Source organism: Nocardia sp. MDA0666, assembly GCF_003023875.1.
Classification (GTDB): Bacteria; Actinomycetota; Actinomycetes; order Mycobacteriales; family Mycobacteriaceae; genus Nocardia; species Nocardia aobensis.
In genome coordinates this window covers 222,361-240,967 of record NZ_PYHT01000002.1, presented here as the reverse complement: position 1 = coordinate 240,967, position 18,607 = coordinate 222,361, and the positions used below count along the sequence as shown (strand labels likewise).

Here is an 18,607-nt window from a genome sequence, read left to right as displayed (position 1 = left end):
CAGCCGACTACCGTTGAGCCTGTCGTAGACCGAACGTCCGGCGAGGAGCGCTGATGGGAACCGAAACTGTCGAGAATCGACGCCACCGCGTGGTGGTGATCGGATCCGGCTTCGGCGGCTTGTTCGCGTGCAAACATCTCGAGCACGACGACGTCGATGTCGTACTGATCTCCAAGACCTCCACGCACCTGTTCCAGCCGCTGCTCTACCAGGTCGCCACCGGCATTCTGTCCACCGGTGAGATCGCCCCCGCCACGCGCATCGTGCTGCGCAAACACCACAACACGCGGGTGATCCTGGGCGAGGTCCACGATATCGACCTGGTGAACAGGACCGTGACGTCGAAACTGCTCAACCAGGACACCGTCACCTCCTTCGACAGCCTGATCGTCGCGACCGGCGCCCAGCAGTCCTATTTCGGCAACGACCAGTTCGCCACCTACGCGCCGGGGATGAAGACCATCGACGACGCGCTGGAACTGCGCGCGCGCATCCTCGGCTCGTTCGAGGAGGCCGAACTGGCGAAGACCCAGGAGGAACGCGACCGGTTCCTGACCTTCGTCGTGGTCGGCGCGGGCCCGACCGGCGTCGAACTGGCCGGCCAGATCGCCGAACTCGCCGATCGCACCCTGGTCGGCACCTTCCGCAACATCGATCCGCGCGACGCGCGCGTTCTGCTGGTCGAAGGCGCCGGCGCGGTACTCGCGCCGATGGGACCAAAACTCGGCGGCAAGGCACAGCGGCGCCTCGAGAAGATGGGCGTGGAGATCCAGCTCAACGCCATGGTCACCGACGTCGACGCCCGTGGTGTGACGGTCAAGGACAAGGACGGCAGCGAGCGTCGCATCGAATCGGCGTGCAAAGTGTGGTCGGCCGGCGTGCAGGCCAGCGAACTGGGCAAGATGCTGGCCGAACGGTCCAAGGGCACCGAAACCGACCGGGCCGGGCGAGTCGTGGTCGAACCGGATCTGACGATCAAGGGATATCCGAACGTCTTCGTCGTCGGCGACCTGATGGCGGTGCCCGGTGTGCCGGGTCAGGCCCAGGGCGCCATTCAGGGCGCCACCTACGCGGCCAAGCAGATCAAGGCCGAGGTCGCCGGTAAGCAGACCCCGGATCAGCGCAAGCCGTTCAAGTACTTCAACAAGGGCAGTATGGCGACGGTCTCGCGGTTCAACGCCGTGTGTCAGATCGGCAAGCTGGAGTTCTCCGGCTTCCTCGCGTGGCTCATCTGGCTGGTGCTGCACCTGTACTACCTGATCGGCTACCGCAGCCGGACCGTCACGGTGTTCCAGTGGTTCGTCGCCTTCCTCGGCCGCAACCGCGGGCAGATGGCGGCCACCGAACAGTGGGTCTTCGCCCGGCTGGCACTCGAGGCCATGAACGGCAACGAGACCGATGCCCGGGAGGTGCAGGCCGAGGTCGGCAACACGACGCCTCCCGCCGCACCGGGTGAATCTCCGGCGAAATCGGCGGCCGCTACGCCGGACGGCGAAAAGTCCTCCGCCACAAGCGAATCCGCCGACGTGTCCCCCGCCTCCGGCAGTAGCGAGTCGACCACCTCCGGCTCGTCACGTCCGAAGGCCGGCTGAGCACGCCGGTTTCACCACCGCAGCACCGAGGGCCGCGAGCCGATGAGCTTGCGGCCCTTGTGTATTCACGACAGGACGCGGATCCACCTTTCCGAGACAGGGGCTGGGTGCCCCGTTCTCGGCGGGCGAACGTTGCCCGGGTGGGTCACCCGGCGTCGACGCGGGAACTGCCGGACGCTTCGGACAGCCGCGCACCCGTCCACGTCGACAACGAGCCACCGGCGGCGAGCGGAAGCACTGCGGCCGCGAGACCGGCGGTGGCGGCGGGGCTGTCGTCGGGGTATCGCAGTTCGCTGCACAGCGCGCGCGGAGCCGACAGCAGGTCGTCGGAGGCGGTGCCGGCGCCGAGTTCGAGGCGATGCCGCAGCAGCGGCAGGGCGGAGAGGTCGGCGACGAGATCACCGCACCAGCGGCCGTGATCCTCGCCGGTGCGGCCGATCTGCACGCGTTCGCGAACGCGGATGCGGGCGTCGGCGGCCAGCCGCACGGTGGTGACGGCACGATGGCCGGCTCCCCCGGCGACGACCGTCGGTTCCGGATCGAAGTCCAGTTCACCACCCGCGCCGACGTCGAAGGACCACGACGCCGTCGACGTCCGGGTGGTGCGGCCGGGCAGCACGATCGTCGCCGCCACCGAACGAACCACCAGGCGAGCGCCGGGCTCGACCACGATGCGGATATCGAGTTCGTCCCCGCCGAGCGGCGTGGCCGCGGCACCGATCAGATGCACCGTATCCGGTCCGGTGCAGCGGACCGCCACCGCGCCGGTGGCCGCCGACCACGGCAGCGCCCCGGCGCGCGCGACGATGCGAATATCAGTGCGCAACAGCGCTTTCCCCGGCGGCCTCGGCGGCCGCCACCGCGTCCAGCTGATCGCGCACCCACGCCAGCACCGGTGTCGCGGCCGGATCCTCGGTCAGCGAGCTGAAGACGAAGGGGCGGCCCGCGCGCACCGCCGCGGAATCGCGGCGCATCACCTCGAGGTCGGCGCCCACCATCGGTGCCAAGTCGGTCTTGTTGATCACCAGCAGATCCGAGAACGTCACGCCCGGACCGCCTTTGCGCGGGACCTTGTCGCCGCCGGCCACGTCGACGACGAAGATCTGCGCATCGATCAGGCCCGCGGAGAAGGTCGCGGTGAGGTTGTCGCCGCCGGATTCGACCAGAATCAGATCCAGCGGCGGATTCGCCTCGATCAGATCATCGATGGCGTCGAGGTTGGCGGTGATGTCGTCGCGAATGGCGGTGTGCGGGCAACCGCCGGTCTGCACCGCGCTGATGCGTTCATCGGGCAGGACCGCGTGGCGGCGCAAGAAATCGGCGTCCTCGGTGGTGTAGATGTCGTTGGTCAGCACCGCCAGCGACAGTTCCGCGCGCAGCTGCCGGCACAGCGCCGCGACCAGCGCCGTCTTCCCGGATCCGACCGGGCCGCCGATCCCGATGCGCACCGGCTCCCCCGGCGTCCGCACCCGCTTGGGACGATCGTGGGCGTGATCGTGCGGTTCACCGTCGATCAGATGGGGCGGCATGAGCTCTCCTTCGGGCCTCGACTCTCGGCGATCATCGTGGCCGATTCATGTGAACCCGGTGTTACCTCCCGGCCGGCGACTCTCCCGGCCGGCAATTGCTCCGCCGCGCGGGCTACGACGCGAACAGCGGCATCTCACGGTCGAGATGGCGTTGAGCGAGTACGTCACCGAGCGGATCGGACAGGGCCGCCGGGCCGATCGTGGCCGCGCGGGCGGTCTCGTCGCACAGCGCAGCCAGCTCCAGCGTGATCGCCGCGACCGCGGCCGGATCGAGGGCGAGTAACCGCTGGGCCGCGGTGGCGGCTCCGGTCATCGTCGTATAGACCACGACCCCGGCGATCTCCACCGGCTGCACCCCCGCGGCCCGGCCCACGGCACCGAACACCGTGGACAGATGCGGCCGCATGCCCAGGTCGGACCAATCATGCTGCGGCCATACCTGTTTCGCGAGCCGCAACAGTCCGCGGCCCTGCGCCCGCGAAGCCGTGCGCGCCGCCGGTGCCGGGGTGCGGGCATCGGCTTCCGCCTCGGCCGCCGAGGGGGTCAGGGCTCCCGCACAGACGGCCGCCGACAGCGACGCCGCGACCAGACCCGTGGTGCGGATCCGGCGCCGCAGATAGGCCGCCACCGTGTCGAGGTCACGCACGAGCCCGGAGCTGACCGCCTCCTCGACTCCGCCCGAATGCACGTGCCCGCCGATGGGCAGCCGCGAGTCGGCGAGCGACATCACCATCGCGAGACTCATGGGCATCTCCTGCGGGCGGGCACGATCTCCGATCCTAGAACGCGCGGTCAGCCGGCCGCCGCGAAGTCCGCGGCAGCGCTCACCGCGGCCCACTTCTCGGTTTCCTCGGCTCGCGCCTGTCCGGCCGCGCGGGCCGCGGCCAGCGCATCGCTGCCCAGCAGCAGCCGGCGTGGCGGTTCGTCCGAGTCGGCCACCTCGACGATGAGGCGGGCTGCGCGAGCGGGGTCGCCGGGCTGGGATCCGTTGTTGTCGCGGCGGAAACGGTGGACGGCGCCGACGGTCGCCTCGTAGTCGGCTCCCACCGGATGGATGGTCATCGAGGCGCCCTGCCAGTCGGTGCGGAAGGCGCCCGGCTCGACGATCACGACCCGGACCCCGAACGGGGCCACCTCGCTCGCCAGCACCTCGGAGAATCCCTCGACCGCGAATTTCGCCGTCTGATAGGCGCCCAGGCCCGGCGAACCACCGACCCGGCCGCCGATCGAGGAGATCTGGACGAAGGTCCCCGAGCGCTGGGCCCGCAGCACCGGGAGTGCGGCGCGGGTGACGTGCACGACGCCGAACAGGTTGGTCTCGACCTGCGCCCGGAAATCGTCGGCGGCCATCTCCTCGATCGGCGCGCTGTCGGCGTATCCGGCGTTGTTGACCACCACGTCGAGGGAGCCGAAGGTCTCGGTGGCCGCGCGCACGGCCGCCTCGGCCGCCGCCGGGTCGGTGACGTCCAGTCGCACCGGCAGGATGTGCGAGCCGTAGCGCCGGACCACGTCGTCCAGCTGTTCCGGGCGGCGCGCACCGGCGACGACCCGATGCCCGGCGGCCAGCGCGGCCTCGGTCAGCTCGCGTCCCAGGCCCCGCGACGCACCGGTGATCAGCCATGTTCCGGCCATGTTCTCTTCTCCGTTCCACGGTCCGGGCGCTGTCGGCGACCAGACAATTTGAAGTGCCACATCAATGTAGCATTTAATCCAATTTTCGCTGCTTAATAGCAGCAGTTATTCATAGTTCCGCTGCTCACATGTGTACATTGAAGCCGTGAGAGCTGACGCCGCCCGCAATATCGAACAGGTGCTGACCACCGGAGCCCGGCTGCTCGCCGACGATCCGTCCGCGAGCCTGTCGGCCATCGCCGCCGAAGCCGGCGTGGACAGGCGCACGGTCTACCGCCGCTTCGCCTCGCGTGACGACCTCCTCGCGGCCGTCTACCAGGCTCGATACGACGCGGTCGAGGAAGCCATAGCGAGTGCCCGGCTCCGGGAGGCGCCGGTCGCGGTCGCCCTGCACCGGTACGTGGAAGCGATCATCGGCGTCAACCGCCGTTGGCCGGTGCAGACAGCGAGATTGGTGGCCGACGAAACCGTTCGCGAGCGCCGGGCACCGCTGATCGCCGAGGTCGACAGGTTTCTCCGGAGAGCCACCGACGAAGGCCTGCTGCGCCCCGGCCTGCCCGAGGGCTGGGTGTCGACACTGCTGGCGCAGCTGATGGTCAACGCCGCCGAGAACCTTCCGCAGCTCGATCCGGCCCGCGCGGCCGACATCGTGGTCGACACCCTGCTGCGTGGTGTGGGCACCTCCGCGCATATTTGACCTCAACAATGGTGAAGGTTGCAGGCTGGGCTCATGAAAGCGATACGCCTGCACGAATTCGGTCCGGCCGAGAACCTGCGCTACGAGACCGCCCCCGATCCCCTGCCGGAACCCGGACAGGTCCGAATCGCGGTGGCCGCGGCGGGAATTCACCTGGTCGACACCTATCTGCGCCGAGGCCTGCCGGGGCCCTATCCGCCGCCGCAGTTACCGACGATCCCCGGCCGGGAGGTCGCGGGCGTCGTCGACCTGGTCGGTCCCGGCGCCGACCCGGATCTGCTGGGCGCTCGGGTCGTGACCCATCTGGGCGCCGCACCGGGCGGCTATGCCGCGCTGGCGGTCGCGGATGCGCAACGGCTGCACCGCATTCCGGACGCGATTGACGCGGCCGCGGCGGTGGCGATGATCGGCACCGGCCGAACTACCCTGGGCATTCTGGGATTCTCCGAGGTCGAGCCGGGACAGCTCGCGGTGGTGCCGGCCGCGGCGGGTGGGATCGGCACACTGCTCGTGCAATATCTGCGCGCCGCCGGGCTCACCGTCGTCGGCCTGGCCGGCAGCCCGGCCAAGGTCGCTACCGTGGCGGCCAACGGCGCCGACCTCGCCCTCGACTACACCGACCCGAGGTGGCCGGACGCGGTGCGCGCGGGCTTCGGCGACCGGCCCGCGCACTGGGTCTTCGACGGTGTCGGCGGCGCAGCAGGCCGGGCGGCGGTCGAATTGCTCGCACCCGGCGGCACCCGCCTCGTCTTCGGCTGGAGCGATGCCGCACTGGAATTCGACCCGGGCGACCTCGCCGCCCGTGGCATCACCTCACGGTCGGTTCTCGGTCCGGAAATGCTCGAACGTGGCGGCGGAATCGCGGCGCTGGAGACGCGCGCCCTGGCCGCGGCCGGGTCCGGGCGGTTGCGCCCGGCGGTGCACCGGTTCGCCCTCGCCGATGCCGCCGCGGCGCACCGGGCCCTCGAGGACCGCGCCACCGTCGGCAAGGTCGTCCTCGAGCCGTAACAGTCGATAGCTGATCAATTGCTGACGTAACCGATTCGTAGCCCCTCGCCTCGGTCGCGGCTCCTACGCTGGAGGTCGTGTCTCGTTCTCACGGCCCGCGACCGAGGCCGGCGGGCGCACGCAGAGGAGGTTCGTCCATGCCCGTGTGTACGACGCGCGACGAGGTCGACATCTACTACAAGGATTGGGGTTCGGGCCGCCCCGTGGTCTTCATCCACGGCTGGCCGCTCAACGCCGACGCCTGGGACGATCAGTTGAAACATGTGGCGGACAACGGCTTTCGCGGTATCGCACACGACCGCCGCGGTCACGGGCGTTCGGCACAGCCGTGGAGCGGATACGACTTCGACACCTTCGCCGACGACCTGAACGATCTGCTCAGCCGGCTCGACCTGCGCGATGTCACACTGGTGGCGCACTCCATGGGCGGTGGCGAACTGGCTCGCTACATCGGCCGCCACGGCACCGGACGGGTGCGCTCGGCGGTGTTGCTGTCGGCTATCCCGCCGCTGATGGTGCGCACCTCGGACAACCCCGAAGGCGTGCCCGACGAGGTGTTCGATCAGATCAAGAAGGGCATCCTGACCGAACGCTCGCAGTTCTGGCGCGATACCTCCGAGGGCTTCTTCAGCGCCAACCGGCCGGGCACCAAGGCCACCCAGGGCAACCGCGACGCGTTCTGGTTCATGGCGATGCACGAGTCGATCGAGGCCGGGGTGCGCTGTGTGGACGCCTTCGCATACACGGATTTCACCGCCGATCTGCAGAAATTCGATATCCCGACGTTGATCGTGCACGGCGACGACGACCAGATCGTGCCCATCGACGCCACCGCCCGCAAGGCGGCGAAGATCATCCCGGACGCGACCCTCACCGTCTACGAGGGCGGTTCACATGGCATCGCCCTGGTGCCCGGTGACAAGGAACGTTTCAACGCCGATCTGCTGGCGTTCCTGCAGAGCTGAAACAATCCCGCCATCGGCCACGGCCCACGCATGCGGTTCAGGTGAAGCGGATGCTCCGGGCCATCAGCCGCTGCATCGGGCCGCGGGTCAGATCCGTCCACGCCTGCAGCGGACCGCTCCACCACGGCGAGATCTCCACCGGTTTCGCGACGACGGCGTGACACACCAGATCGGCGGCCTCGGCGGCGGTCAGGCCCGGCATGGAGCCGAAATCGGTGGGCGCGCTCATGCGCGTATGCACCAGCGGCATGTAGATCGAGGTGGTGGTGACGCCGTCGGCCGCCACCTCGGTCGCCACCGTGCGCAACCACTGGTCGAATGCCGCCTTCGACGCGCCGTAGGCGGCCCATCGCGGCGCCGGCGGCATGCGCAGCCCCCAGGTGGAGATGTTGACGATATGCCCGCGACCGCGCTCCCGCATCGCCGGCAGCAGGGCCAGCAGCAATCGCACCGGGCCGAGGTAGTTGATATCGATGGTCCGGGTGAAATCGTGGAAACGATCGTAGGACTCGTCGATCGAGCGCCGGATCGAACGGCCCGCGTTGTTGATCACCACATCCACCCGCCCGTGTGTGGCGAGGATGTCGCGGGCCAGCTCGTCCACTGCCTCCATATCGGTCAGGTCGGCGCTGTAGGTGTGCGCGATGCCGCCGCTCGTGGTGATCTCGTCGGCTGCAGCATCCAGCTCCGCCGTCGAGCGCGCCACCATCACCACCACGGCTCCGGCGGCGGCGAATTTGGCGGCGGTGACCTTCCCGATGCCGTGCGAGGCGCCGGTCACCAGCACGACCCGGCCCGAGACGGCCTCGCGCAGCGCGGTTTCGCGGGGCCGCGACGTGGGATACAACAACCGCGTCGCGACCCGCTCGGCCAGCGGACGGCCCGGTGAAGCGGTATCTGTCACAGCCGAAACTGTATTGGGCCGCCTCCACCGGCGGGCCGGAATCGTCGCCGCGACCGGGAACCGGTCAGCGCGTTCCCGCCGCCGCGGAGGCGGTATCCACCGCGATCGCACGCCGACGCCGGCGCCCCGAGGTCGCCGCGGCTGTCACCGCCATCATGATCAGCAGTGCCGCGCCGACCACCAGCGCGGTGTGCATGCCGGTGACGAACGAGCTCTGCGCGGCATGGATCACGGCCGCGTCGCCGCGATGGCGCACCAGCGTCTCGCCGAGCGTGTCGGCGAAATCGCCACCCGACCGGAACACCAGCGCCGCCAGCGAACCCAGCAGCGACAACCCCAGTGCGTTACCCAATTCGAAACTGGTTTCGGAGATGCCGACCGCCGAGCCCGCGCGTTCGGCCGGAACCGAGGACACCGCGACCTCCGACACCAGGGTGAACACGATGCCGTAGCCGAGGCCCGCGATCGTGGATCCCGCGATGTACCAGCCGATTCCGCCGTCGACACCGATACCGAGCAACAGCAGATTGCCGACCGCGGCCGCACTCAACGCCAGCACGAACGAGCCGCGCGTGCCGAGCCGGCGCGCCACCCGCGCCCCGCCCATCGAACACACGAACACCGCCACCGCCGCCGGAATACCCAGCAGCGCCGCGCCCAGGACGTCGCGCCCGGCCACCGACTGCAGATACAGGCTGGTCAGATAGCTCATACCGGCCAGCGACATCATGCCGACGGTGGACGACCCGATCGCCACGCGGAACAGGCCGCTACGGAACAGGCTCAGATCCAGCAGCGGTTCGGCCAGAGTGCGCTGGCGTCGCACGAATGCCACCAGGACCGCGACACCGGCGAGTCCGAGCACGACCGAGACCGCGTCGACGCCCTCGGCCGCCGCTCGTTTCACCGCATACACCAGCGGCAGGATGCCGCCGATGGACATGATCACGCTCACCGGATCCAGCGGTCCGCGACCGGCGGAGCGGTGTTCGGGCAGCAGCAGCGGTCCCAGCGCCAGCAGCACCAGCAGTACCGGCGTATTGATCAGGAAGATCGACCCCCACCAGAACTTGTGCAGCAGCAGACCGCCGATCACCGGCCCCACCGCCGAACCGCCGGCGAAGAACGCCGTCCAGATGCCGATCGCGGTGCCGCGGGCCCGCGCCTCGGGGAACAGACTCGAGATCAGCGCCAGGCTCGACGGCAGCAGCGTCGCACCGCCGACACCCATCAGCGCGCGCGCCGCGATCAGTACCCCGGCGCTGGGCGCGAAGGCGGCCAGCAGCGAGGCGATGCCGAAAACCGTTGCGCCGGCGAGCAATATGTTGCGCCGCCCGATACGGTCACCGAGATTACCCATGGTGATCAGCAGTCCGGCGATCATGAATCCGTAGATGTCGAGAATCCACAGCTGCTGTTCGGCCGAGGGGTCCAGATGCTCGGTCAGCGTCGGCATCGCCAGGTACAGCACCGACATGTCCATCGACACCAGCAGCACCGGCAGGATCAACACCGCCAGACCCAGCCACGCCCGCCGGGGGGTTGCGCTCGGCGCGGTGTAGCCCGCCGCCGAGGTCTCAATGCCGACCATCACCTATCCTTCATCTCGTGCGTACGTCGTACGCGACCGGGGTACAGCGTACGCATCCGGCCGCAGAAAGGAAAGCGAGTTTCGATGCCGAAACCTTCCCACCCATCCTCACCTGCGCCTTCGGGCTCTCCGAGCCCGTCTCAGCCCGAGCGGCTGACGCGGGCGGCGATCGTCGACACCGCCATCGCACTGGCGGACGCGGACGGCATCGACGGACTGTCCATGCGCCGCATCGCCGAGCGGATGGGCGTGGGCGCGATGTCGCTGTATCGGCACGTACCGAACAAGGACGCACTGCTGGCCGATATGACCGACGAGGTCGCGCGCCGCTACCCGTATCCGGCGCCGGAAGCGGGCTGGACCTGGCGCGACCGCGTGCGCGCGGCCGCCGATATCGACTGGCAGCTCTACCGGCTGCACCCGTGGGTGCTGTTCACCTTCGCGGTGCCGCGCTACAACTTCGGCCCGCACAGCCTGGCGTGCCTGGGCTGGCTGACCGAAGGTCTGCTCGAACTGACCGATGATCGCCGCGAGGCCACCGCGATGGCGCTCGAGGTCTGGAGTTATATCGCCGGCATCGCTCTCCAGCAGGTCAGCGCCACCATCCTGGCCGCCCGCGAGGACGAGCACGACGAATCCTCCGGTCTGACGGCACTTCTCGAGGGCACCCCGCGCTGGCCGAGCCCGCCCGCGCTGGCGCCCCTCGAAGGCACCGGACTCGGCGATCTGCTCGATCCGGTGCGGCAATTGCATTCGGGCCTGTCGGCGATGTGCGACGGTTTCGCCGCACGCCACGGCTGACCAGCACTCAGTAGTACGACCGGCCCTGGACGCCGCCGGAGACCGACCACACCTCCACGATCAGCCCGTCCTCGACGCGCAGGATATCGGTGCCGCTCACGGCGATCTCACCGTCGGCGACGGGTCGGCGCGAACCGTAGGGCCGCGCCACGGTCCCGGTACGGCGGTCGTCGATCTCGACGACCGCCTCGCCCTGGGTTTCGAATCGCTGCCCGGGCGCGGCCGCTCGGAAGGCCGCGATCTGCCGCGCGAACGTCTCCGGGTCGTGGATGCCGTCGTAGGCCTCGGCGCCCGGCTGGGCATACCGAAGTGTGAAGTGCGGGGCCATGATTCGGCTCGCGAGGTCCAGTTCCCCGTTCCACATCGCCGTCCAGCGGTCGAAGAGTCCGATTCCGTATGCGCGCATGTCCACTCCCCAATAGTCTCATTGATACGGTATGACGGATATGAAGCTATAGTCTCAGTGAGACCGTGTCAATGCCGTTCCGAACCGAGACGTGCCGAACCGAAAGCTGACGACCATGGCGGATCTGGGAGCGCAGGACCATATCGTGCTCGGGCTCATCGCCCGGCACGGCCCGCTCACCCCCTACGAACTCAAAGCGCGCATGGAGGAGAGCGTCGACTACTTCTGGCCGGTGCCGCATGCGCAGCTCTACCGCATTCCGGCCCGGCTGGCCGAGCGCGGCCTGCTGCACGAGGACGCCGAGGAGACCGGCCGCCGGCGCCGGGTATTCCAGCTCACCGACGCCGGACGCGAGGCGTTACGCGCATGGCTGGCCGACCCCGGGTGCCCGCCGCCGGAGACGCGTGATCCGGCGCAGGTGAAACTGTTCTTCGCCGACCTCGGCGCACCGGAGGACGTGATCGCCCTCGCGCGCCGCCAGGCGGCCGAGCACCGCCGCTGGCTCGACCGCTACCGCGCCATGCACGCCGAGATCGACCCGGCCGATACCGTGCGCGCCCAATCCCGTTCCCGCATCCTGGAACTCGGCATCGGCCACGAACAGGCGTACGTGGACTTCTGGACCGAACTGGCCGACCGTCCCGACCGGATCGGGCACGGCGATTCGGCACCGGTCAGCCGGTGACCACGGCGTAGGCGAATCCGTCCCAGCCCTTGCTGCCCACGGTCTGCAGCACGGTGGCCTCGAGCCGCGGCTCGTCGGCGAGCAGTCCCAGCGCTTCCCGGGCTCCGCGGACCGCGGGGTCGCCGGGATCGCCGTCGGCCAGGGCGCCACGACGCACGACATTGTCGACGATGATCACCGAACCGGGCCGGGTCAGCCGCAAGGCCCACCGCACATAGTTGGCGTTGTTGACCTTGTCGGCATCGATGAAGACCAGGTCGAAGGGCTCGCCGTGGTCCTCGGCGACTCCCGGCAGGGTGTCCAGCGCCGCGCCGACCCGGATCTCCACCCGCTCCCCCACCCCCTTGCGATCGAGGTTGGCGCGGGCCACCTCGGCATGGTGCGGATCGTATTCCAACGTCACGACGCTGCCCTGCGGTCCCACCGCACGCGCCAGCCACAGGGTGCTGAATCCGCCGAGCGTGCCGATCTCGAGGACGCGCCGCACCCCGGCCGACAGCGCGAGCAGATACAGGAATTTGCCCTGTGCCGGCGAGACGTCGATGGGCGGCAGACCCGCCTCGGAATTCGCCTGCGCCACATCGGAATCGGCATCGCCGATCAGAGTGCCCACGACGTAGCGATCGACCGCGCCCCATTCGGCATTCGTCATATCGGCCAGTGTGCCACCGCGACCCGACCGGTGCAGCGCAGTGCCGTCGGCGACTCCATACGGCAAGAGCGGGTCTCAGAACAGGAAGTAGCGCTGCGCCATCGGCAGCTCGGTGGCCGGCTGCTGATCCCACACCTCGCCGTCGATGCGGACGGTGAAGGTGTCGGGTTCCACCTCGATGCGCGGCATCGCGTCGTTGAGCGGCAGATCGCTCTTGGTCCGGCGGCGCACATCGGCCACCGGCACGAGTTTGCGCCGGACCTGCAGCCGCTCGGCGAGTCCGTCCTCGACGGCCTGCGGGGAGACGAAATGCAGTGACGTCCCCGCCGCCACCACCGGCGCGGCGCCGAACATCGGCCGCGGCAGCACCGGCTGCGGGGTCGGGATCGAGGCGTTGGCATCGCCCATCGCGGCCCAGGCGATCGCGCCGCCCTTGAGCACCGCATGCGGGCGCACGCCGAAGAAGGCCGGCTCCCACAGCACCAGATCGGCCAGTTTGCCGACTTCCACCGACCCGATCTCGTGGTCCAGGCCGTGCGTCACCGCCGGGCAGATCGTGTATTTCGCGATATAGCGGCGGACCCGATGATTGTCGGCGGCCCCGTCGCCGGGCAGCGCGCTGCGGCGGACCTTCATCATGTGCGCGGTCTGCCACGTCCGCATCACCACTTCTCCGATGCGGCCCATCGCCTGGGAATCCGAGCCGATCATCGAGATCGCGCCCAGATCGTGCAGCAGGTCCTCCGCGGCGATGGTGGAGGGCCGGATCCGGCTCTCGGCGAAGGCGAGATCCTCGGGCACGGCCGCATTGAGATGGTGGCACACCATCAGCATGTCCAGATGTTCGTCGAGAGTGTTGACCGTGTGCGGGCGAGTCGGATTGGTCGAGCTGGGCATCACATTCGGGTGCGAGGCGACGGTGATGATGTCCGGCGCGTGCCCGCCGCCGGCGCCCTCGGTGTGATACGAGTGGATGGCCCGCCCGGCGATCGCGGCGAGGGTGTCCTCGACGAATCCGGCCTCGTTGAGCGTATCGGAATGCAGCGCGACCTGGACTCCGGCGGCATCGGCCACCCGCAGGCAGGCGTCGATCGCGGCGGGGGTGGTCCCCCAGTCCTCGTGCAGCTTGAATCCGCCCGCGCCGCCGCGCAATTGCTCCCACATCGCCTCGGGACGCACGGTGTTGCCCTTGCCCAGCAGCAGGATGTTGACCGGCCAGCCGTCGGTGGCCTCCAGCATGCGGCCCAGATGCCAGGCGCCGGGAGTGACCGTGGTGGCCTTGGAGCCCTCGGCCGGCCCGGTTCCGCCGCCGATCAGGGTGGTGATACCGCCGCCGAGCGCCTCGTCGAGCAACTGCGGGCAGATGAAGTGGACGTGGCAGTCGATCGCGCCGGCGGTGAGGATGCGGCCGTTGCCGGCGATGATCTCCGTCGACGGGCCCACCACCAGATCCGGATGCACGCCGTCCATGGTCTCCGGATTGCCGGCCTTGCCGATCGCGCAGATGCGCCCGTCGCGAATGCCGATGTCGGCCTTGATGATTCCCCAGTAGTCGACGATCACCGCCCCGGTGATCACGGTGTCCGGGGTGCCCTCGGCGCGAGTGGCGCGAGCTTGGCCCATCGATTCGCGCAAGACCTTGCCGCCGCCGAAGACGGCCTCGTCACCGGCCAGGCCGGGTCCGCCGCAGCGGTCTTCGGTGATCTCGATCAGAAGATCGGTGTCGGCCAATCGAATTCGATCCCCGACCGTGGGACCGAAGAGCGCGGCGTAACGGGCGCGGGACAGTTCTGCCATCAGTCGACCGGCCTTTCTGTCTCCTCGGACCGGTTCACCACCGGGCCGAGCGGCCCCGGCGCATCCGGGCCGATCCCGTACACCTCGCGGCTGCCGCCCAGCGGAACCAGCGAAATCCGCTGCGCCAGGCCGGGTTCGAAGCGCACGGCGGTCCCCGCCGGAATATCGAGTCGGCGGCCGTGTGCCGCGACCCGGTCGAACTCGAGGGCGGTGTTGGCCTGCGGGAAGTGCACGTGACTGCCCACCTGCACCGGCCGGTCGCCGGTGTTGACCACCTCGAGTTCGACCCGGTCGGCGCCGGCGTTGATTTCGATGGGGTCGGCGGCCAGCAGGTACTCTCCCGGCACCGCGCCGTGGCCGCTCTCGGCGGATATCGCGCTCATCGGTGCCCCTCAGCCGATCGGGTGATGCACGGTCACCAGTTTCGTGCCGTCGGGAAAGGTGGCCTCGACCTGGACGTCGTGGATCATCTCCGGCACACCCGCCATCACGTCGTCGCGGGTGAGCACGGTGCGGCCCGAGGACATCAACTCGGCGACGGTGCGGCCGTCGCGGGCGCCCTCCAGGACGTGGTCGGTGATGACGGCGACCGCCTCGGGGTGGTTGAGTTTGAGCCCGCGTGCCTGCCGCCGCCGCGCCAGTTCGGCCGCGTAGCTGAGCATCAGCCGTTCCTGCTCGTGCGGTGACAGACGCACATCGCCTCCTCGGCTGCTCGGGCGTACGGTGCTCGATATCTTGGCACGGCCGTACCGGGTGCGCTCGTCGGAGTGTCGGCTCGCCTTGGGGACTAGCGCTTGGCCGCGCCGTCCGCGGTGAGATTCTGCAGCCGCACCTGCCCGCGCGCGACCACCCGCTCCTGCTCGTCGGTGATCTGCACCTGCCACAGCTGCTGCGATCGGCCCTGGTGAATCGGAGTGGCGACACCGCGCAGGCTGCCCTCGCGGACCGCGCGCAGGAAGTCGGTGTTGTTGTTGACGCCGACCACATGTCCGCGGTCGCCGAACCAGACGCCGCCGCCGACGCTGGCCAAAGTTTCGATGATCGTGCAGTACACCCCGCCGTTGACGATGCCCGCGGGCTGATGCAACTGCGGCGAGACCACCCACTCCCCGACCACACGATCGGGCCCGACCTCGGTGTACTTCAGACCGATGAGGTCGGTGAAAGTCCCCTCGCTGTAGCGGGTCATCTGCTCGGGCGTGACATCCGCCAGGGAACGAGCCTCGAATCGGTCGTGCTGTGTCATGGAAAAACACTTACACCACCTGAGTACCGCCCGGTACGGCGGTGTCGCACGCCGGGCGCGCGCGGGCCCGGTAATCGAGCAGCACACCTGGTGATAACATGTGAAAATCCTTGTACCGCAGGGGCATACGCACTCACAGCGATCCGGCTACGGTTGTGATCACGGCGAACGCAACCCTCGCTCCCGCATCCGCGCAGCCCTACCGTGGCGGCCATGACAGCCGCATCGGACACTCCGCTCAACGACATCGTCGACGCCACCGCACAGGCCGTGGCCGGCGATCCGGCGAAGGCGCAGGTCCTGTTCTCCGCCGCCGGAATCACGGAGGGCGCCGTCGGCAGCGCCGTCACGGCCGGCACCTACACGGTCCGGGTGGACGAGCCGGCCGCACTTGGTGGCGCGGGTACGGCACCCAATCCGGTCGAGTTCTATCTCGCGGCGCTGATCTCGTGTCAGGTGGTGACCTACCGGTTCTGGGCGCAGCGACTGGGCATCGTCGTCGACGATCTGCGCATCGACGCCGAGGGCGACCTCGACGTGCGCGGCTTCTTCGGCCTCGACGACACCGTGCGCGCCGGATTCCAGCAGGTCCGGGTGACTGTGCATATCGACGGCCCGGAGCCGGCGCAGCGTTACGCTGAACTGCAGGCCGCCGTGGACGCCCACTGCCCGGTTCTCGACATCTCCACCGGGCCGACGCCCGTGCTGACCAGACTGATCACTTCCGAATCGGAAAACTCCACAGTTTCCGCCTGATTCTTCGCGAATCGGGCATCCTTGGGGGCGGCACACCGCCGCCCCATGCGCGACGACCCATCCCGTCTACACCTTTTGGAGCTGAAACCCATGACCGACTCCGTCGAGCCGAACGATCCGGCGCAGAACTGGAGCTTCGAGACCAAGCAGGTTCACGTCGGCCAGATTCCCGACGGCACCACCAACGCTCGCGCGCTGCCGATCTACCAGACCACCTCCTACACCTTCCGCGACACCGATCACGCGGCGGCACTGTTCGGTCTGGCCGAGCCCGGCAACATCTACACCCGCATCATGAACCCCACCCAGGACGCCGTCGAGCAGCGCATCGCCGCCCTCGAGGGTGGTGTGGCGGCGCTGCTGCTGTCCTCGGGCCAGGCCGCCGAAACCTTCGCGATCCTCAACATCGCGGGCGCCGGTGACCACATCGTGTCGAGTCCGCGCCTCTACGGCGGCACCTACAACCTGTTCCACTACACGCTGCCGAAGCTGGGCATCGAGGTGTCGTTCGTCGAAGATCCCGACGATCTGGATCAGTGGCGCGCCGCGATCCGCCCGAACACCAAGGCGATCTACGGCGAGACGGTGTCCAACCCGCAGAACCACATCCTGGATCTGCCGGGCCTGGCCGAGGTCGCGCACACCGCCGGTGTGCCGTTCATCGTGGACAACACCGTGCCGACCCCGTATCTGATCCAGCCGCTGAAGCACGGCGCCGACATCGTCGTGCACTCGGCGACGAAGTACCTGGGTGGCCACGGTGCGGCGATCGCCGGCGTGATCGTCGACGGTGGCACGTTCGACTGGACGGTGACCGACGAGCAGGGTAACTCGCGCTTCCCCGGCTTCACCACCCCGGACCCCAGCTACCACGGCGCGGTCTTCGCCGATCTGGGTGCGCCGGCCTACGCGCTGAAGGCGCGGGTGCAGTTGCTGCGCGACCTCGGCTCCGCGGTAGCGCCGTTCAACGCGTTCCTGATCAGCCAGGGTCTCGAGACGCTGAGCCTGCGGGTGGAGCGGCACGTCTCGAACGCGCAGGCAGTCGCGGAATTCCTCACCGAGCAGCCGGAGGTGACCAACGTCTTCTACGCGGGTCTGCCCTCGTCGCCGTGGTACGAGCGCGGCCGGGAACTGGCGCCGAAGGGCGCCGGTGCGATCGTCGGCTTCGAACTGGCCGGCGGTGTGGACGCGGGCAAGAGGTTCGTCGACGCGCTGACCCTGCACAGCCATGTCGCCAATATCGGTGATGTGCGTTCGCTGGTCATCCACCCGGCCTCGACCACCCATTCGCAGTTGACTCCCGAGGAGCAGCTGACCGCGGGTGTGACGCCGGGCCTGGTTCGGCTCGCGGTGGGCATCGAGGGGATCGAGGACATCCTCGCCGACCTGCGGACCGGTTTCGCCGCCACGCACTAGTTCTCACCGATGCCCGGTTCGCCGCCACCCCGGCGGTGGGCCGGGCATCGTCATGTCTGCGAAACACGAACCGGCACATTTAGATTCGCGCGCGAATGTTCGGAAAACGACGCGGCGGACCCTCCTGACGAAGGGCCCGCCGCGGGCAGTGGATCGGGGAGTCGACCGCAGCCCTCGGGACTCTCGCTCGATCCGGACGCCGAGTTGAGTGTAGGTCAGCCTTACCTAACCAAGCAAGAGCGACGCACCGGCAACCCTCGATCGGCCAGCGCCAGCAGCAGCGCCTGCCCGCGCTCGGTCCCGGCATCCGCGCCGGTCCGCGCCAGTTCCGGCACGTAGGTGGCAGCGCCGACGATGGATTCGCCCACCAGATTCCAGAATCGCGCCCGGCTCAGCCCGGCACAGCGGTACAGGCTCTCACACACCAGCGTCAGTGCCGCCTCACAGCGATGCGCCAGCCACACCGACAGCGCCCGATCACACGGCAGCGTCACCACCCCCGGACGGCCGGCCAGCGGATCACCCGCCACCACGCGAATCGTCGTGTCGGACAGGCCCGCCCAGTCCAGTCCGCCGTCGTTGTCGGTGTGCACCCACAAATTCTCGAGCCCGGGATCCCAGGCCCGGTTGTCGCAGACCGCCAGCGCGACCACCCGGCCGACCACGGCATGGATCAGGGCGGTGGCGACCACCTCGGCGGCGATCTCAGCGCTGACCATCTCCGCCACGTGCCGGCGATACATCAGCTCGATGCGACCTTCGCGCACCCCGTCGGCCAGTCGCCACCAGCGCCGGCGACCCTGTTCGGCCATCGCCGCCATGGCGTACACCCGCGGATGGCCGGGCTGCAGCGCGCGCAGCCGGACGCAGATCTGTTCGAACGCCGGCTCGAGACGGCGAGCCGGGAAAATCGTCACTGGTTCGGACATC

Annotated in this window: 21 protein-coding genes; 8 read left to right on the top strand and 13 right to left on the bottom strand. The window is 69.1% G+C overall.

Going from position 1 to position 18,607, the window contains the following annotated elements; translation table 11 throughout:
- Positions 1 to 53 precede the first annotated feature (53 nt).
- The gene (locus C8258_RS05645; protein WP_106954230.1) at positions 54 to 1,592 is read left to right on the top strand and encodes an NAD(P)/FAD-dependent oxidoreductase; all 1,539 of its coding nucleotides are present in this window, start codon (positions 54 to 56) and stop codon (positions 1,590 to 1,592) included.
- A gap of 145 nt (positions 1,593 to 1,737) precedes the next feature.
- Here the strand turns inward: C8258_RS05645 and C8258_RS05640 are convergent, their stop codons facing one another.
- The 4 genes from C8258_RS05640 to C8258_RS05625 form a co-directional block, all read right to left on the bottom strand.
- Positions 1,738 to 2,418 (bottom strand): urease accessory protein UreD, encoded by a 681-nt coding sequence (locus tag C8258_RS05640; protein ID WP_106954229.1) that lies wholly within the window; start codon positions 2,416 to 2,418, stop codon positions 1,738 to 1,740.
- Positions 2,408 to 3,121 (bottom strand): urease accessory protein UreG, encoded by a 714-nt coding sequence (ureG, locus tag C8258_RS05635; RefSeq protein WP_106954228.1) that lies wholly within the window; start codon positions 3,119 to 3,121, stop codon positions 2,408 to 2,410. The genes C8258_RS05640 and ureG overlap by 11 nt, the downstream gene beginning before the upstream one ends.
- A gap of 112 nt (positions 3,122 to 3,233) precedes the next feature.
- Entirely contained in the window at positions 3,234 to 3,866 is a 633-nt protein-coding gene (locus tag C8258_RS05630; RefSeq protein WP_106954227.1) for an urease accessory protein UreF, read from the bottom strand.
- 47 nt (positions 3,867 to 3,913) lie between these two features.
- Positions 3,914 to 4,753 carry an oxidoreductase gene (locus C8258_RS05625; protein WP_106954226.1) on the bottom strand — a complete coding sequence of 280 codons (840 nt, stop codon included), beginning with the start codon at positions 4,751 to 4,753 and terminating at the stop codon, positions 3,914 to 3,916.
- Positions 4,754 to 4,898: 145 nt separating this feature from the next.
- Between C8258_RS05625 and C8258_RS05620 the strand changes: the two genes are divergently transcribed.
- From C8258_RS05620 to C8258_RS05610, 3 genes are all read left to right on the top strand, one after another.
- Positions 4,899 to 5,450: a TetR/AcrR family transcriptional regulator gene (locus C8258_RS05620; protein WP_233224894.1), complete on the top strand. Its 552-nt coding sequence runs from the start codon at positions 4,899 to 4,901 to the stop codon at positions 5,448 to 5,450.
- A 33-nt stretch (positions 5,451 to 5,483) separates the two neighbouring features.
- On the top strand, positions 5,484 to 6,458 hold the full coding sequence (locus tag C8258_RS05615; RefSeq protein WP_106954225.1) for a zinc-binding dehydrogenase: 975 nt from the start codon (positions 5,484 to 5,486) through the stop codon (positions 6,456 to 6,458).
- Between the two features lie 137 nt (positions 6,459 to 6,595).
- Positions 6,596 to 7,423 (top strand): alpha/beta fold hydrolase, encoded by an 828-nt coding sequence (locus tag C8258_RS05610; RefSeq protein ID WP_106954224.1) that lies wholly within the window; start codon positions 6,596 to 6,598, stop codon positions 7,421 to 7,423.
- A 37-nt stretch (positions 7,424 to 7,460) separates the two neighbouring features.
- Here the strand turns inward: C8258_RS05610 and C8258_RS05605 are convergent, their stop codons facing one another.
- Positions 7,461 to 8,327, bottom strand: coding sequence for an SDR family NAD(P)-dependent oxidoreductase (locus C8258_RS05605; protein WP_233224893.1), 867 nt, complete (start codon positions 8,325 to 8,327; stop codon positions 7,461 to 7,463).
- Between the two features lie 64 nt (positions 8,328 to 8,391).
- On the bottom strand, positions 8,392 to 9,918 hold the full coding sequence (locus C8258_RS05600) for an MFS transporter (RefSeq protein ID WP_106954223.1): 1,527 nt from the start codon (positions 9,916 to 9,918) through the stop codon (positions 8,392 to 8,394).
- 84 nt (positions 9,919 to 10,002) lie between these two features.
- Here C8258_RS05600 and C8258_RS05595 point away from each other — a divergent pair, with 84 nt between their 5' ends.
- Complete coding sequence (locus tag C8258_RS05595; RefSeq protein WP_051024562.1) at positions 10,003 to 10,719, top strand: TetR/AcrR family transcriptional regulator; 717 nt, start codon at positions 10,003 to 10,005, stop codon at positions 10,717 to 10,719.
- A 7-nt stretch (positions 10,720 to 10,726) separates the two neighbouring features.
- On the opposite strand, the gene C8258_RS05590 is transcribed toward C8258_RS05595, so the two are convergent.
- Positions 10,727 to 11,125 carry a nuclear transport factor 2 family protein gene (locus tag C8258_RS05590; RefSeq protein ID WP_106954360.1) on the bottom strand — a complete coding sequence of 133 codons (399 nt, stop codon included), beginning with the start codon at positions 11,123 to 11,125 and terminating at the stop codon, positions 10,727 to 10,729.
- Positions 11,126 to 11,240: 115 nt separating this feature from the next.
- Here C8258_RS05590 and C8258_RS05585 point away from each other — a divergent pair, with 115 nt between their 5' ends.
- Positions 11,241 to 11,810, top strand: a complete 570-nt coding sequence (locus tag C8258_RS05585; protein WP_106954222.1) for a PadR family transcriptional regulator — start codon at positions 11,241 to 11,243, stop codon at positions 11,808 to 11,810.
- Here the strand turns inward: C8258_RS05585 and C8258_RS05580 are convergent.
- The 5 genes from C8258_RS05580 to C8258_RS05560 all read right to left on the bottom strand — a co-directional run bounded on the left by C8258_RS05580 (position 11,800) and on the right by C8258_RS05560 (position 15,505).
- Positions 11,800 to 12,462, bottom strand: a complete 663-nt coding sequence (locus C8258_RS05580; protein WP_106954359.1) for an O-methyltransferase — start codon at positions 12,460 to 12,462, stop codon at positions 11,800 to 11,802. The genes C8258_RS05585 and C8258_RS05580 overlap by 11 nt on opposite strands.
- A gap of 75 nt (positions 12,463 to 12,537) precedes the next feature.
- Positions 12,538 to 14,259, bottom strand: a complete 1,722-nt coding sequence (locus C8258_RS05575) for an urease subunit alpha (protein ID WP_106954221.1) — start codon at positions 14,257 to 14,259, stop codon at positions 12,538 to 12,540.
- Positions 14,259 to 14,642, bottom strand: a complete 384-nt coding sequence (locus C8258_RS05570) for an urease subunit beta (RefSeq protein WP_106954220.1) — start codon at positions 14,640 to 14,642, stop codon at positions 14,259 to 14,261. Before C8258_RS05570 ends, C8258_RS05575 begins: the two co-directional genes overlap by 1 nt.
- A gap of 9 nt (positions 14,643 to 14,651) precedes the next feature.
- Positions 14,652 to 14,954, bottom strand: a complete 303-nt coding sequence (locus C8258_RS05565) for an urease subunit gamma (protein ID WP_106954219.1) — start codon at positions 14,952 to 14,954, stop codon at positions 14,652 to 14,654.
- Positions 14,955 to 15,046: 92 nt separating this feature from the next.
- Positions 15,047 to 15,505 carry a PaaI family thioesterase gene (locus tag C8258_RS05560; RefSeq protein WP_199195599.1) on the bottom strand — a complete coding sequence of 153 codons (459 nt, stop codon included), beginning with the start codon at positions 15,503 to 15,505 and terminating at the stop codon, positions 15,047 to 15,049.
- A gap of 213 nt (positions 15,506 to 15,718) precedes the next feature.
- On the opposite strand from C8258_RS05560, the gene C8258_RS05555 reads away from it, so the two are divergent.
- A complete protein-coding gene (locus tag C8258_RS05555; RefSeq protein WP_106954218.1) occupies positions 15,719 to 16,261 on the top strand; it encodes an OsmC family protein in 543 nt (180 codons plus the stop codon).
- A gap of 90 nt (positions 16,262 to 16,351) precedes the next feature.
- Positions 16,352 to 17,677: a bifunctional o-acetylhomoserine/o-acetylserine sulfhydrylase gene (locus tag C8258_RS05550; protein WP_062997358.1), complete on the top strand. Its 1,326-nt coding sequence runs from the start codon at positions 16,352 to 16,354 to the stop codon at positions 17,675 to 17,677.
- A gap of 221 nt (positions 17,678 to 17,898) precedes the next feature.
- Here the strand turns inward: C8258_RS05550 and C8258_RS05545 are convergent, their stop codons facing one another.
- Positions 17,899 to 18,606 (bottom strand): hypothetical protein, encoded by a 708-nt coding sequence (locus C8258_RS05545; protein WP_106954217.1) that lies wholly within the window; start codon positions 18,604 to 18,606, stop codon positions 17,899 to 17,901.
- Between the last annotated feature and the right edge of the window lies 1 nt (position 18,607).

Excerpts from the sequence above, each read along its gene's own strand:
- C8258_RS05645 (WP_106954230.1), top strand. The coding sequence starts at position 54 with ATGGGAACCGAAACTGTCGAGAATCGACGCCACCGCGTGGTGGTGATC.
- ureG (WP_106954228.1), bottom strand. The coding sequence starts at position 3,121 with ATGCCGCCCCATCTGATCGACGGTGAACCGCACGATCACGCCCACGAT.
- C8258_RS05630 (WP_106954227.1), bottom strand. The coding sequence starts at position 3,866 with ATGAGTCTCGCGATGGTGATGTCGCTCGCCGACTCGCGGCTGCCCATC.
- C8258_RS05625 (WP_106954226.1), bottom strand. The coding sequence starts at position 4,753 with ATGGCCGGAACATGGCTGATCACCGGTGCGTCGCGGGGCCTGGGACGC.
- C8258_RS05615 (WP_106954225.1), top strand. The coding sequence starts at position 5,484 with ATGAAAGCGATACGCCTGCACGAATTCGGTCCGGCCGAGAACCTGCGC.
- C8258_RS05610 (WP_106954224.1), top strand. The coding sequence starts at position 6,596 with ATGCCCGTGTGTACGACGCGCGACGAGGTCGACATCTACTACAAGGAT.
- C8258_RS05600 (WP_106954223.1), bottom strand. The coding sequence starts at position 9,918 with ATGGTCGGCATTGAGACCTCGGCGGCGGGCTACACCGCGCCGAGCGCA.
- C8258_RS05595 (WP_051024562.1), top strand. The coding sequence starts at position 10,003 with ATGCCGAAACCTTCCCACCCATCCTCACCTGCGCCTTCGGGCTCTCCG.
- C8258_RS05590 (WP_106954360.1), bottom strand. The coding sequence starts at position 11,125 with ATGCGCGCATACGGAATCGGACTCTTCGACCGCTGGACGGCGATGTGG.
- C8258_RS05585 (WP_106954222.1), top strand. The coding sequence starts at position 11,241 with ATGGCGGATCTGGGAGCGCAGGACCATATCGTGCTCGGGCTCATCGCC.
- C8258_RS05580 (WP_106954359.1), bottom strand. The coding sequence starts at position 12,462 with ATGACGAATGCCGAATGGGGCGCGGTCGATCGCTACGTCGTGGGCACT.
- C8258_RS05575 (WP_106954221.1), bottom strand. The coding sequence starts at position 14,259 with ATGGCAGAACTGTCCCGCGCCCGTTACGCCGCGCTCTTCGGTCCCACG.
- C8258_RS05570 (WP_106954220.1), bottom strand. The coding sequence starts at position 14,642 with ATGAGCGCGATATCCGCCGAGAGCGGCCACGGCGCGGTGCCGGGAGAG.
- C8258_RS05560 (WP_199195599.1), bottom strand. The coding sequence starts at position 15,505 with ATGACACAGCACGACCGATTCGAGGCTCGTTCCCTGGCGGATGTCACG.
- C8258_RS05555 (WP_106954218.1), top strand. The coding sequence starts at position 15,719 with ATGACAGCCGCATCGGACACTCCGCTCAACGACATCGTCGACGCCACC.
- C8258_RS05550 (WP_062997358.1), top strand. The coding sequence starts at position 16,352 with ATGACCGACTCCGTCGAGCCGAACGATCCGGCGCAGAACTGGAGCTTC.
- C8258_RS05545 (WP_106954217.1), bottom strand. The coding sequence starts at position 18,606 with ATGTCCGAACCAGTGACGATTTTCCCGGCTCGCCGTCTCGAGCCGGCG.